This is a genomic window from Protofrankia sp. CiP1_Cm_nod2, from assembly GCF_920664355.1.
Lineage (GTDB): Bacteria > Actinomycetota > Actinomycetes > Frankiales > Frankiaceae > Protofrankia.
The window spans coordinates 1-13,455 of record NZ_CAKKTL010000108.1 but is presented as its reverse complement, the minus strand read 5'-3'; the positions used below and the strand labels follow the sequence as shown (position 1 = coordinate 13,455).

At 72.6% G+C, this 13,455-nt stretch carries 10 protein-coding genes; all 10 read right to left on the bottom strand.

All coding sequences use genetic code 11. From position 1 onward, the window contains the following. Positions 1-8 precede the first annotated feature (8 nt). Positions 9-560, bottom strand: a complete 552-nt coding sequence (locus NBW84_RS13525) for an FHA domain-containing protein (protein ID WP_250285078.1) — start codon at positions 558-560, stop codon at positions 9-11. 324 nt (positions 561-884) lie between these two features. Beyond that, positions 885-1,265, bottom strand: coding sequence for a glycine cleavage system protein GcvH (gene gcvH / locus NBW84_RS13520; RefSeq protein ID WP_250285076.1), 381 nt, complete (start codon positions 1,263-1,265; stop codon positions 885-887). Positions 1,266-1,634: 369 nt separating this feature from the next. After that, positions 1,635-4,148 carry a sugar phosphate nucleotidyltransferase gene (locus tag NBW84_RS13515; RefSeq protein ID WP_250285085.1) on the bottom strand — a complete coding sequence of 838 codons (2,514 nt, stop codon included), beginning with the start codon at positions 4,146-4,148 and terminating at the stop codon, positions 1,635-1,637. A gap of 11 nt (positions 4,149-4,159) precedes the next feature. Then, a complete protein-coding gene (locus NBW84_RS13510; protein ID WP_250285074.1) occupies positions 4,160-4,852 on the bottom strand; it encodes a CDP-alcohol phosphatidyltransferase family protein in 693 nt (230 codons plus the stop codon). Between the two features lie 93 nt (positions 4,853-4,945). Next, the gene (locus tag NBW84_RS13505) at positions 4,946-5,950 is read right to left on the bottom strand and encodes a C40 family peptidase (RefSeq protein ID WP_250285072.1); all 1,005 of its coding nucleotides are present in this window, start codon (positions 5,948-5,950) and stop codon (positions 4,946-4,948) included. A 635-nt stretch (positions 5,951-6,585) separates the two neighbouring features. Next, positions 6,586-9,390 carry an aconitate hydratase gene (locus NBW84_RS13500; RefSeq protein WP_250285069.1) on the bottom strand — a complete coding sequence of 935 codons (2,805 nt, stop codon included), beginning with the start codon at positions 9,388-9,390 and terminating at the stop codon, positions 6,586-6,588. Positions 9,391-9,674: 284 nt separating this feature from the next. Continuing rightward, a complete protein-coding gene (gene whiA, locus NBW84_RS13495; RefSeq protein ID WP_250285067.1) occupies positions 9,675-10,670 on the bottom strand; it encodes a DNA-binding protein WhiA in 996 nt (331 codons plus the stop codon). Beyond that, positions 10,667-11,860, bottom strand: coding sequence for a gluconeogenesis factor YvcK family protein (locus NBW84_RS13490; RefSeq protein WP_250285066.1), 1,194 nt, complete (start codon positions 11,858-11,860; stop codon positions 10,667-10,669). Before NBW84_RS13490 ends, whiA begins: the two co-directional genes overlap by 4 nt. Continuing rightward, entirely contained in the window at positions 11,857-12,738 is an 882-nt protein-coding gene (gene rapZ, locus NBW84_RS13485; RefSeq protein WP_250285063.1) for an RNase adapter RapZ, read from the bottom strand. The genes NBW84_RS13490 and rapZ overlap by 4 nt, the downstream gene beginning before the upstream one ends. Beyond that, the coding region (locus NBW84_RS13480; RefSeq protein WP_250285061.1) for a helix-hairpin-helix domain-containing protein at positions 12,735-13,455 on the bottom strand (721 nt) is incomplete at its 5' end. The genes NBW84_RS13480 and rapZ, both read right to left, overlap by 4 nt.

Genomic DNA, 13,455 nt, shown 5'->3' with positions numbered 1-13,455 from the left:
CCCTCGGCTCACTGCGGGCCCCCGCCGCCCGTCAACGGCACCGGCCCGGTCAGGAACACCAGCCGGAACTTGCCGATCTGTACCTCGTCGCCGCTGGAGAGCTCGGCGGAGTCGATCCGCTCGCGGTTGAGATAGGTGCCGTTGAGGCTGCCGACGTCACGCACGGCAAAGCCCTTGGTGTACGGCGAGCGGTGGAACTCGGCGTGACGGCGCGAGACGGTCACGTCGTCGAGGAAGATGTCGCTCTCCGGATGGCGGCCGGCGGTGGTCAGGTCGGCGTCCAGCAGGAAGCGGCTGCCCGCGTTGGGGCCACGTTTGACGACGAGCAGGCCGGAGCCGGGCGGCAGCGCGTCGACCGCGGCGACCGCGTCCCGCTCGGTCGACTCGTCGGCATGCTCACCCTCGACGCCGGAGAGGGCGGCGGCGAGATTGAGCGTGGAGGTCTGTTCGGCAGGCCGCTCCGGCGCGATGGGCTCACCTGGACGTACCAGTGGAGACCCGCACCGTGCGCAGTACAGGGCATCGGTCGGGTTCTGCTGTCCGCACCTCGTGCAGAACACGGTCGCGTCTGCTTCCTGCCGGACCGCCGCGGACGCGGTTGGCCGGCCGCTCGGGCCACCTCGCCTGGGGGTGGCGAAAACGTTCGCTGCCTCCTCAGAGCCATCCCGTCCCCCTCATCCGGTAACGGCTCCGAGACCGGAACAGGCAATACCGGCCGTGAGATCGCGGCCTCGTATCGCCTTCCCGGCGCACAACGAGGCTAGTGCATCAGGCCCACTGCCGCGAAAAGGGGAGCAGGAGAGCTATTCCGGCGTGGCGTCCGTAGCGGCAACGCGAACGACTGGCAGCATTCCGTAGATGTTCCGTGGATGTTCCGTAGACCTTTACTGCGCTTTCACGTGCTGGACGTACGCAGCGGCGTCCAGCAGTGACACGGTCGCGGACGTGTCGTCGACAGCCAGCTCGACCAGCCAGCCCTCCCCGTAGGGATCGGAGTTGACCAGCTCGGGAGTGCTGTCGAGCACCTCGTTGCGGGCGATCACCTCCCCTGATACCGGCGCGTAGACGTCGGAGACGCTCTTGGTCGACTCCACCTCTCCGAACGGCCGGCCGGCCTCCACCCGTTCCCCCACCGCCGGCAGTGTCACAAAAACGATGTCGCCGAGGGCCTCCTGGGCGTAGGAGGTGATACCCACCCGCACGGTGGCCTCGCTCACCCGGACCCACTCGTGCTCCCTGGTGTACTTCAGGTCCTCCGGGTACACGCGGGGTTGCCTCCATACTCCTCAAGGCCGTCGGCGACACGCGGCGAACGCCCATGTCACCAGCCAGCTCCGACACTCCTGTGGTACTCCTGTGACGCCCGCGACGTGACGAACGCCGCCCACCCGGCCGCTCACACCTGCCAAGCCCACACCGGCCGCCCGCAGCGCGGCCGGCCCGGGACCGCGTCCGGCCGGCTGCCGCGCCCGGGCTCAACCCTACGGCCGGCCGGCCACCCGGCGGGCCGAGCGTAGCGGGGCAGCGCAACCCGCCGCAATGCGGCACCGCGGCATATCGCCCCGATATCCCCCGCGACGCCCGCATCCGGCGCATCCCCGCGCGGCGGCCCCAGCAGGTGAACGGGACCCTCGTCACCGGACGGCATCGCCCGCGGAGCGGGTCCCCTCGGCGATGGCGCTCCAGCGCTGGAGGAGCTGGTCGCCGTCGGTGGTGGCGCTTCCCTCGGCCCACAGGTGGGTGACGGCTTCGGCCGGGTCGGGCAGCACCAGCACCCAGGATCCGTCCGGGCATATCACCCGGACACCTTCGGTGGTGTCGATCGTGCATCCCCCGTCGGGGTCGACCGACTCCACGATCCGGCGCATCACCGTCCCCTTGGCCGCCCACGGCGTCGCCACGGAACGGCGCAGGACGCGGACCGGCGGAATACGCGCGTCGATGGCGCTGAGAGTCAGCCTGGTCCGGGCGACCAGGGCGGCCAGCCTGACGAACGCGGCCAGGCCGTCGATCGCGGAGGCGAACTCGGGGACGACGAAACCGCCGCGGCCGTCCGCGGCGAAGACGACGCCCGCCGCGCCCGCGGCCCGCGTCAGGTCGGCGGCGGACAGCGAGGTCCGGCGCACCGTCAGCCCGTGGAAGCGGGTCACCTGGTCGGCGACCCGGGTGGTCGTCACCGGCAGCACAACCTCGGCCCCCCGGTTCTCGGCGGCGACCAGGTCGAGGAAGACCAGCAGCGCGCGCTCGTCGTCGATCGGGTCCCCCCGCTCGTCCACGATCGTGATCCGTTCACCGATGTGGTCGAAGCGGACCCCGAACGCGGCCCGGGAGCTGGCCACCAGCTCCCCGAGCCGGTCCAGCGCGTGCCGGTGCCGGGTGCCGGGCTGATGGGCCTGGACGGTCTGGTCCAGCCGGCCGTTGACGGTGAGCACGTCCACCCCGAGATGTCCCAGCAGCGTCGGCAGGACCAGGGACGCCGTTCCCCCCGCCGCGTCGATCACGATCTTCAGGCCGGCCTCGGCCAGGCCGGCGGTGTCCACCCGGTCGAGCAGGTCCCGGGCGTAGCTGCTGGTCGTGCGGGCCGGGAAGCGCAGCTCCCCGATCTCGTCGGGGAACGCCCGCCGGAACTCCTGGCGGCTGACGACCCGGTCGAGCGTGCGCTGGACGGCAGGGGAAAGGTCGCTCCCCTCGGCGTCCAGGAAGATGATGTCGACGCGTTCGGCGTCCCCCGCGGCCGCGCGGATGACGACGCCGCCGGCCGCGTCGGAGGAACGGACGTCGAAACGGACCAGCGGCATCGGCGCGGCCTCCAGGTCCCGCACGTCGATCGCGCTGGCGGTCAGGGCGCTGGTCACCGCGCGTTTGAGCGCCCGGGCGGCCCGGGAGGTGTCCCGGGCGGTGGTCACCGTCGAGCCCTTGCGCAGGGTCGTGGCGTACGCGCTGCCGAGCCGGACCACCAGCTCCGGTGTGATCTCGACGTTGACCAGCCCCGACACCCCCCGGGGGCCGAACAGCGAGCGCCGCCCCCGGGACTCCCAGATGACACTGGTGTTGACGACCGCCCCGGCCTCGATCGTCTTGAACGGGTAGACCTTGACGTGGTGGGAGACGAACGCCTCCTCCTCGATCACGCACTCGTCACCGATGACCGCGCCCTCCTCGACCCGCGCGGCCCGCAGCACGTCGGTGCTCTTGCCGATCACGCAGCCACGCAGGCTTGTCTGCGGCCCGATCTGGGCGTTGTCCTGGACCACCGCCCGGTGCAGGAAGGCGCCGGACTTGACCACGACGTTACTGCCGATGACGGTGAACTCACGCAGCTCGGCGCCGGCCTCGACCTTGCTGTAGTCACCGACGAGCAGCGGGCCGGTGAGCACCGCTTCGGGGTGGACGTCCGCGTCCCGGCCGATCCACACCCCCGGCGAGACCTCGAAGCCGCCGATGTCCACGTCGACCTTGCCGTCGAGCACGTCGGCCTGGGCCCGCAGGAAGCTGTCGAGGGTGCCGACGTCCTCCCAGTAGCCGGCGACGACGTGGCCGAACAGCGGCGCCCCTGCGGCGACGAGCTTCGGGAACACCTCACCGGACCAGTCCACCCGCTCGCCGGCGGGAACATGGTCGAGGACCTCCGGTTCCATGACGTAGATGCCGGTGTTGACCGTGTCGGAGAACACCTGCCCCCAGGTCGGCTTCTCCAGGAAGCGGGCGATCCGGCCGTCGTCGGAGGTGATGACGATCCCGAACTCCAACGGGTTCGGGACGGACTTGAGCGCGACGGTGACCAGCGCCCCGCTCTTGCGGTGATGCGCCATCAGGGTGGTCAGGTCGATGTCGGTGAGCGCGTCCCCGCTGATCACCAGGAAGGGGTCGTGGCGCAGCGCGTCCTGCGCGTTCTTGACGCTGCCGGCGGTCCCCAGCGGGGTGGTCTCGGTCGCGTACGACAGGCGCATCCCCAGCTCGTCGCCGTCCCCGAAGTAGGCGCGGACGTGGGCGGCGAGGAACTGCAGGGTGACCACGGTCTCGTCGACACCGTGCCGCCGTAGCAGCCGCAGCACATGCTCCATGATCGGCCGGTTGACGACGGGGAGCAGCGGTTTGGGCTGGTTGGCCGTGATTGGGCGCAGCCGGGTCCCTTCCCCGCCCGCCATGACGACGGCTCTCACTGGCCGACCTCCGCGTCCAGCCGGCCGGCTTCCGCGTCCGCCCGCCCCTGGCCCTGCCCCTGACCGGGCCCGGGATCCTCGCGGGGGGGCAGCGGTGGCCGCGGGCCGCGGGCCGCCCGGACGAGCTGGCGCAGCTGCACGCCGTAGAGGATCCCCGACCACCAGTACAGGGCCGTGCCCCAGATGGCGAACGCCCAGCCGAACGGGCGGGAGACGGTGGCCAGCCAGCCGTCCCCGGCCGAGAGCAGCAGCAGCGGGAAGGCGTAGAGCAGGTTGAAGGTCGCGGCCTTGCCCAGGTAGTGCACGGGCAGCGCCGGGCCGTACCCCAGCCGCCGCAGCACCGGCGGTATGGTGGCCGCGATCAGGACGTCCCGGCCGACGAGCAGCGCCGCGAACCACCAGGGGACGATGTCCCGCAGCGTCAGCGCGATGATCGTCGCGAAGATGTAGAGGCGGTCGGCGAGCGGGTCGAGCAGGGTGCCCAGCCGGCTGGTCTGCCCGAGTGCCCGGGCGAGCTTGCCGTCGAGGTAGTCGCTGACGCCGGCGAAGGCGAGCACGCCGAGCGCCGCCCCGTCGGCGTGGGGTCCCAGCGCCAGCCACAGGAAGACGGGGACCCCGGCCAGCCGCAGGGCGGAGAGCAGGTTCGGGACCGTCAGCACCCGGTCGGAGGGAGCTGCCGCAGCGGCCACGCCCGGCACCTCCTCTCCCTCGGTACACCGAGGCGGCGACGCCGCCCACCGCACAGGGAGAAGGGTAGACGACGGGCGACGGCCAGCCGTGCTCTACAGGAAACGTCCCACCCAGTAGGTGCTGGTGTAGATGGGCTGGAGGTTGATCGTCCGTCCGGTCTGGGGAGCGGCCCACATGTAGCCGTTGCCCGCGTAGATGCCGATGTGCGTGATGTTGTCCGGCGAGCCGAAGAAGATCAGGTCACCGGGCTGCTTGGCTGCCTTGGGGATGTGGATGGAGGCGTCGTACTGCTGCTGCGCCGTGCGGGGGAGGTAGCGGCCGAGCTGTTTGAACACGTACTGGACGTACCCCGAGCAGTCGAAGGCGTTGGGGCCGGCCGCGCCGTAGACGTAGGGCTTGCCCTTCTGCAGCGAGGCGAGATAGACGATCTTCTGGCCGATGGAGCTGCCCGGGATGACCGTGGGGGCCGTCGCCGTCAGCCTGCTGGTGGTCGAGCCGGTGGCCGGGCCGGACGCCGTGGGGCTGCGCACCGTGACGGTGGTCGCGTTGGCCAGCGACGGGCGCAGGGCGTTGGTGCCGTCGAACACCGCGGTCAGCGTCGTGGTGGACAGCAGCCGTGTGGTGATCTTCGCGGTTCCGCTGGCGTCGGTCTGCAGCTGGGCGGTGGTGGTCCACTGCGGCCCGTTCGCCACCGCGATCCGGATCCGCTGGTTGGTGACGGGCTGGCCGCTGCCGAGCTGGGTGGCGCGGACGGTGAAGACGACGGGCGCGTCCGGTGCGATGGTCGCGCTGTCCGGGACGATCGACACCTCGGTCAGCCTCGGGTCCGGGACGCCGATCCGGCCGGCCAGCCCGACGGCGGACGCGGCCAGGGTGCCCGTGCGCGACCCGCCGCCGATCACCGAGGCGGCGGCGGTGTCGGTGGTGGCGGTGGGCTCCAACGAGGCGTTGCCACCCGGGCCCGGCATCGTCGCGGCGAAGCCCGCGGTCGAGGCGGCCAGGGTCCCGGTCGTGACCGCGGCGATGGTGGCGACCCGGCGGGACTGCGGGCTCAGCCAGATCCGGCGGTACAGGGATTCGCGATCGGCCTCACCCACCGGCGCCTGGTCGCGATGGCGACCGCGACCAGCGGGTTCCCCGCTCGGGGGGAAGCGGATCACGCCACGTGGGAGCAACACGTGTTCCTTCCCGTACGCCCGCAAGGCACCGCGGTCCCTGGCTTCCGAACCATGACGTGACCATGACATGGACGTGACCATGACATGAACGTGGCTCGGCGACGATTCGGGAGAAAACCGTCAGGACCTGGGGGGGCCTCGCTCCTACCTTGTAGTTACTCGGAGGGGGCGCCGGACCGGGGCAGGACTGGGCGTCTCGATCCGGCGCGTGTCTTCTGGAGGACAGAGACGCTGGTCTCTGGGGTGCGCTGGTGCTGTGTCAAACGATATCGGGTGGCACACATGGGGACGCAACACCCCCAAAGTAAACAGTTCGCACATTTTCCCATGGCCTGGCGTAGTTCTCGCATTGATGATCGGACGCGGGTGCGGCCGGGCGCACGGGCCGGCCGCACCCCCGCGAGGGGAGCGCGAGGGGAGAACGGCGCAAGGCCGCCGAGAGCCTCGTGCAAGCACTCTCGACGGCCTTGTCGCACCGGCCCCGGCGGGGCCCGCACCGCCGGTATCCGCGCGGCGCGCGGTGGCGGCCCCGGGCCCCGCCGCCCGGCCGCGTGCTACTGGGCCAGCAGCGAACGCAGGACGTAGGGCAGGATGCCGCCGTTGCGGTAGTACTCCGCCTCCCCCGGCGTGTCGATGCGCACGACCGCGTCGAAGCGCCTGTCGTCCGCCTGGACGGTGAGGGTGGCGGTCCGCTCGTCGACGTCCGCGAGCCCGACGATGGTGAACGTCTCCTCGCCGGTCAGGCCGAGCGAGGTGACCGACTCCCCGGGCGGGAACTGCAGCGGCAGGACGCCCATCCCGATCAGGTTGGAGCGGTGGATGCGCTCGTACGACTCGGCGATCACGGCGCGGACGCCGAGCAGCGCCGTGCCCTTGGCCGCCCAGTCACGCGACGAGCCCGAGCCGTACTCCTTGCCGGCGAGGATGACCAGCGGCACCCCGGCGGCGGCGTACTTCTGCGCCGCGTCGTAGATCGCCAGCTGCTCGCCGCCGGGCAGGTGGCGGGTGACCCCGCCCTCGACGCCGGGAACGAGCCGGTTGCGCAGCCGGATGTTGGCGAACGTCCCGCGGATCATCACCTCGTGGTTGCCCCGGCGGGAGCCGTAGGAGTTGAAGTCCTTCGGGTCGACGCCGTGCTCGACCAGGTAGCGGCCGGCCGGCGAGTCCCGCTTGATGGAACCGGCGGGCGAGATGTGGTCGGTGGTCACCGAGTCGCCCAGCAGCGCCAGCACCCGGGCGCCGACGATGTCCGGGCGCGGCGCCGGCGTCGCCGGCATCCCCTCGAAGTACGGGGGGTGGCGGACGTAGGTCGAGTCGGGGGCCCAGGCGAAGGTCTGGGAGACCTCGCCCCCGTCGCCGGTGGGCAGCGACTGCCACTGCTTGTCCCCGGTGAGGTCGCCGTAGTCCTCGGTGAACATCTCCGAGCGGATCGCGTCCCCGACGACCTCGGCGACCTCGGCCTCGCTCGGCCAGATGTCGCGCAGGTAGACCGGATTGCCGGCGGTGTCGGTGCCGAGCGGGTCGCTGGTCAGGTCGATGTCCATCGTGCCGGCCAGCGCGTAGGCGACGACCAGCGGCGGGGACGCCAGGTAGTTCATCTTGACGTCCGGGTTGATCCGGCCCTCGAAGTTGCGGTTGCCGGACAGGACGCTGACCACCGCCAGATCACCGTCGTTCACACCCTGGCTGATCTCCTCCTGCAGCGGGCCGGAGTTGCCGATGCAGGTGGTGCACCCGTACCCGACCAGGTTGAAGCCGAGCTTGTCCAGGTACGGGGTGAGCCCGGCGCGCTCGTAGTAGTCCATGACGACCTTGGAGCCCGGGGCGAGGGTGGTCTTGACCCACGGCCGGCGGGTCAGGCCGCGCTCGACGGCGTTGCGGGCCAGGATCGCCGCACCGACCATGACCTGCGGGTTGGAGGTGTTCGTACACGAGGTGATCGCGGCGATCGCGACCGCGCCGTGGTCGATCTCGAAGCTGGTGCCGTCCGCGAGCGTCACCCGGGTCGGGCTGGACGGGCGGTCGGCGACGTCACCGGCGACACCGTTGGACGACACCGGCGCGTCGCCGGCCTTGTCCGCGAACGCGGCCGCGGGGTCGCTGGCGGGGAAGGACTCGGCGCTGGCCTCGTCCGCGCCGCCGTTGACCAGCGCGGCCGGGGCGGTCGCGGCGGAGCCGGCGTAGTCCGTGAGCGCCGTGCGGAAGGCGGTCTTGGCGGTGCGCAGGGGCACTCTGTCCTGCGGGCGGCGCGGCCCGGCCAGCGACGGCTCGATCGTGGACAGGTCGAGCTCCAGGGTGGTGGTGTACACCGGCTCGTGGCCGGGGTCGTGCCACAGCCCCTGCTCCTTGGTGTAGGCCTCGACCAGGTCGATCTGCTCCTGGGGACGGCCGGTCAGCCGCAGGTAGGCCAGCGTCTCCGCGTCCACCGGGAAGATCGCGCAGGTCGAGCCGTACTCGGGGCTCATGTTGCCGATGGTGGCCCGGTTCGCCAGCGGGACGTTGCCCACGCCCTCGCCGTAGAACTCGACGAAACGGCCGACCACACCGTGCTGGCGCAGCTTCTCGGTGATGGTCAGGACCAGGTCGGTGGCGGTGGTGCCGGGGGTGAGCTCGCCGGTGAGCTTGAAGCCGACCACGGTCGGGATGAGCATGCTGACCGGCTGGCCGAGCATGGCGGCCTCGGCCTCGATGCCGCCGACGCCCCAGCCGAGCACCCCGAGCCCGTTGATCATTGTGGTGTGGCTGTCGGTGCCGACCAGCGTGTCCGGGTAGGCCAGCCGGCCGTCGGGGGTGTCCCTGGTGAAGACCACCCGGGCGAGGTACTCCAGGTTGACCTGGTGGACGATCCCGGTGTTCGGCGGGACGACGGTGAAGTTGTCGAAGGCCGCCTGGCCCCACCGCAGGAACTGGTAGCGCTCGCGGTTGCGGCCGAACTCCAGCTCGGCGTTGCGGGCGAACGCGTCGGCGCGGCCGAAGACGTCCGCGATGATCGAGTGGTCGATCACCAGCTCGGCGGGCGCCAACGGGTTGATCTTCGCCGGGTCCCCGCCGAGCGCCGTCACGGCCTCGCGCATCGCGGCCAGGTCGACCACGCACGGCACGCCGGTGAAGTCCTGCATGATCACCCGAGCCGGCGTGAACTGGATCTCCTGGCTCGGCTCGGCGGCCGGGTCCCAGGCCGCGAGCGCGCGCACGTGGCCGGCCGTGATGTTGGCACCGTCCTCGGTGCGCAGCAGGTTCTCCAGCAGGACGCGCAGGCTGTAGGGCAGCCGGTCGGCTCCGGGCACCGCGTCCAGCCGGCGGATCGTATACGTGTGGTCACCGACTTTGAGATGACCTGTGCTGCCGAAGCTGTCCATATCTCCTCCTTGCCGCGTTCCCTCGCGGACCATCCTGGCGTGTGCCGGGCCTTGCGGGCCTGCGTCAGAGAGAAGAAGCATGCTCTCGCCGACGCGAGTCAGGGCCCGCGGGGCCGGTTGTCGCGCCGTCGTCCGGCCGTCCCATCCGACCATCTCGGCGGAGACGGTAATATCCCTTTTACTTAGTATTGCTAAGGATATACCAGCCGACACCGGTGAGGCGCCGAGCTGCGCACCCGTGGCAGCACGGAAAGAACATGATCGCGTAGTTGGCGGCCCGCTCGCTAGGCGTTCTCGAGAAGATCCGGAGAGACACTCGCCTCGGTGTTCGGCAGCCCGAGCGCGTGCGCCCGCTTGTCCGCCAGCGCGAGCAGCCGCCGGATACGGCCGGCCACCGCGTCCTTGGTCAACGGCGGGTCCGCGAGCGAGCCCAGCTCCTCCAGGGACGCCTGGGCGTGCTCCAGGCGCAGCTGGCCGGCCGCCAGCAGATGGCCGGGCGCGTCGTCCCCCAGGATCTTCAGCGCCGCCTGGACCCGGGCCCCGGCCGCCACCGCCGCCCGGGCGGAGCGCCGCAGGTTGGCGTCGTCGAAGTTCGCCAGCCGGTTCGCGGTCGCCCGTACCTCCCGGCGCATCCGGCGCTCCTCCCAAGCCAGCAGGCTGTCATGGGCGCCGATCTTCGTCAGCAGCGCGCTGATCGCGTCCCCGTCCCGGATCACCACCCGGTCCACCCCGCGCACGTCCCGGCTCTTGGCCGCCACCCCCAGCCGCCGGGCCGCGCCGACCAGCGCCAGCGCCGCCTCCGGCCCCGGCGAGGTGATCTCCAACGAGCACGACCGGCCCGGCTCGGTCAGCGAGCCGTGCGCCAGGAACGCCCCGCGCCACGCCGCCGCGGCGTCGCAGGCCGCGCCCGTGACGACCTGCGGCGGCAGCCCGCGCACCGGCCGGCCCCGCTGGTCGAGCAGCCCGGTCGACCGGGCGAGCTGCTCACCGTCGCGTTCCACCCGGACGATGTAGCGCACCGACCGGCGCAGCCCGCCGGCGGCGAGCACCGCGATACCGGACGGGAAGCCGAAGACCTCGGCGATCTCCCGGCGCAGCCGCCGCGCGGTGGCACCCGCGTCGAGCTCGGCCTCGACGACGATACGGCCGCGCACGATGTGCAGCCCGCCGCCGAAGCGCAGCAGCGCGGCCATCTCCGCGCGGCGGCAACACGGCTTGGCCACCCGCAACCGGCTGAGCTCGTCCTTGACGGTGGCGGTCATTGCAGCCACACGAATCATTCCTCACCTTCACACGACCGGCCGGCGGTGGCGGGGCCACCGCGCGTCCCACCGGCCGATGCCGCCTCGTCGCTGACAAGCTCGTCGTTCCCGACCGGTCGCCCGGCGCCGGGCCACGCGCCACCGGGTGCGGCGCCGGCCGAGGGCCCGGGGCCCGGTCGGAAGATCTCTGTTCTTCCCGCGTGCTCTTCCCGCCCCGGCCGGCTGTCCGGCGTCAGCCCGAACACCGCCTCGAAGGCGGCGGCCAGCCGCCGGGGGTCGTGGCGCGGTTCGCCGGGATGGGCGACGGGCGCCAGGTGCAGCCGCGCCCCCAGCTCGGCCGAGGCGTGGGCGAGCGCGGCCGGGTCGGGCACCGCGTCGGGGTCGGCGATCACCACGTCGAGGGCCAGCTCCGGCACGTGCGTCCCGATGACCCGCAGGTGCTCCTCCGGCAGGTAGCCCTCGGTCTCGCCCGGCTGCGGCACCAGGTTGAGCACCATGACCCGGCGGGCCGGCGAACCGAGCAGCCGGCCGGTGACCTCGGGCACCAGCAGGTGGGGCAGCACACTGGTGTAGAGCGACCCCGGGCCGAACACGATCCACTCGGCGCTGTCGATCGCGGTGAGCACCGGCGGGCAGGCGGCGGGCTTGGCCGGCCGCAGATACACGCTCACCACCCGCCCGGCCGTGGTGGCCACCGCCGCCTGCCCGCGGACCTCCACCGTGGCGTGCGGGTCACCCGGGTCGAGGCCGGCGACCCGGGCGACGATGTCGATGCCGTCGTCGGACAGCGGCAGCACCCGGCCGGCGGCCCCCAGCAGCCTGCCGGCCAGGTCGAGCGCGCCCACCGGGGAGCCGTGCCGCTCGGCGAGCGCGGTGAGCACCAGGTTGCCGACGGCGTGCCCGGCCAGCGGCCCGTCCCCGCCGAACCGGTGCTGGAACAGCTCCGCCCAGGCGGACGACCAGGTGTCCGGGCCGGCCAGGGCGGCCAGTGCCATCCGCAGATCACCCATGGGCAGCGCGTCCAGCTCGGCCCGCAGCCGGCCTGACGAGCCCCCGTCGTCACCTACGGTCACAACCGCGGTGAGACGGTGGGTGATGCGCCGCAGCGCCCGCAGGGACGCGGCCAGCCCGTGCCCCCCGCCGAAGGCCACCACCGCGGGGCCGGGCCCTGGCGCCCGGCCGATGGGCGCTCGGTCGATGACGGTCACTCGCGCCCCAGGTCACGGTGCACTATCCGGACGCCGACGCCGTCCCCGGCGAGCCGCCCGGCGAGCTGTTCGGCCACTGCCACGCTGCGGTGCTTGCCGCCGGTACAGCCCACCGCGAGCGTCAGATACCGCTTGCCCTCACGCACATATCCCTCCCCCACCAGCCGCAGCAGCGCCGCGTACTGTTCGACGAACTCCTCCGCCCCGGGCTGCTCAAGGACGTAGTCACGTACCTGCGGGTCGCAGCCGGTGTACGGCCGCAGCTCCGCCACCCAGTGCGGGTTCGGCAGGAACCGGCAGTCGGCCACCAGGTCCGCGTCGAGCGGGAGGCCGTACTTGTAGCCGAAGGAGACCACCGTCGCGGCCAGCCTGGTCCCCGACGGCTGGCCGAACGCCGCGTCGATCTTCGCGCGCAGCTCGTGGACGTTGAGGTCGGTGGTGTCCAGCACCAGGTCCGACTCGCCGCGCAGCTGCGCCAGTAACGCGCGCTCACGGCTGATGCCGTCGACCACCCGGCCGTCGCCCTGCAGCGGATGCGGCCGGCGGACATGGTCGAACCGGCGCACCAGCGTCTCGTCCGCGGCCTCCAGGAACAGCACCCGCGGGTGCATGCCGCGGGCGGCGTGCGCGTCCAGGGTCGCGCGCAGGTCGGGGAAGAAAGCCCGGCCGCGGACGTCCACGACCACCGCGATGCGGTTGACCGCGCCCTGGGAACGCAGCCCGAGCTCGGTCATGGTGGCCAGCAGCGCTGGCGGCAGGTTGTCCACGACGAACCAGCCGAGATCTTCCAGGCACTTGGCCGCGGTGCTGCGGCCGGCTCCGGACAGCCCGGTGATGATGGCGAGCTCAAGTGGCGCGGCGGGCGCGGCGGAGGTCATGTGGGAACACCCCGTGTCGGTGTGGCGTCAGGACCGGGGTCAGGGGCGGTGGCGCGGCTGGTGTCGTGAACGCTGGTGGCCGTGGCTGGCGCGGGACTGCCTGCCGGGGCCGCGGATGGTGCGGATGGTGAGGCGTCCGCGCTGTCCAGGATCTCTCCGGTGTACGGGTCGACCGCACCCGGGGTGGCGTCCGCGCCGCCGGGGCCGGTGGGGGCGAGCGCGTCCACGACCGCCTGGGCCGTGCGCCGGCCGATGCCCGGCACCTCGGCGATCTGCTCGACGGTGGCCTGCCGGATCCGCGCGAGCGAGCCGAAGGCGCGCAGCAGCGCCTTGCGGCGGGTCTCCCCGAGGCCGGGGACGTCGTCGAGGGCCGAGCGGACCATGCTCTTCGAGCGCTTCTGCCGGTGGTAGGTGACCGCGAACCGGTGCGCCTCGTCCCGGACCCGCTGCAGCAGGTACAGCGCCTCGCTGGTGCGGGGCAGGATCACCGGATCCTCCTCGTCCGGCAGCCAGACCTCCTCCAGGCGCTTGGCCAGCCCGCACAGGGCGACCCCGCCGGGGCCGCTGTCGATGCCGAGCGCGTCGAGGGCCCGGCGCGCCGCGGCGACCTGCGGCGGGCCGCCGTCGACGACGACGAGGTTCGGGGGGTAGGCGAAGCGCCGCGGCCGGCCGGTGGTGGGGTCCAGCGCGGCGCTGACGGCCCCGGCCGCCGTGCCC

Bases quoted from the DNA above. Each gene is read 5' to 3' on its own strand.
- NBW84_RS13515 (WP_250285085.1), bottom strand. From the start codon at position 4,148: ATGGCGGGCGGGGAAGGGACCCGGCTGCGCCCAATCACGGCCAACCAG.
- NBW84_RS13500 (WP_250285069.1), bottom strand. From the start codon at position 9,390: ATGGACAGCTTCGGCAGCACAGGTCATCTCAAAGTCGGTGACCACACG.
- whiA (WP_250285067.1), bottom strand. From the start codon at position 10,670: ATGATTCGTGTGGCTGCAATGACCGCCACCGTCAAGGACGAGCTCAGC.
- rapZ (WP_250285063.1), bottom strand. From the start codon at position 12,738: ATGACCTCCGCCGCGCCCGCCGCGCCACTTGAGCTCGCCATCATCACC.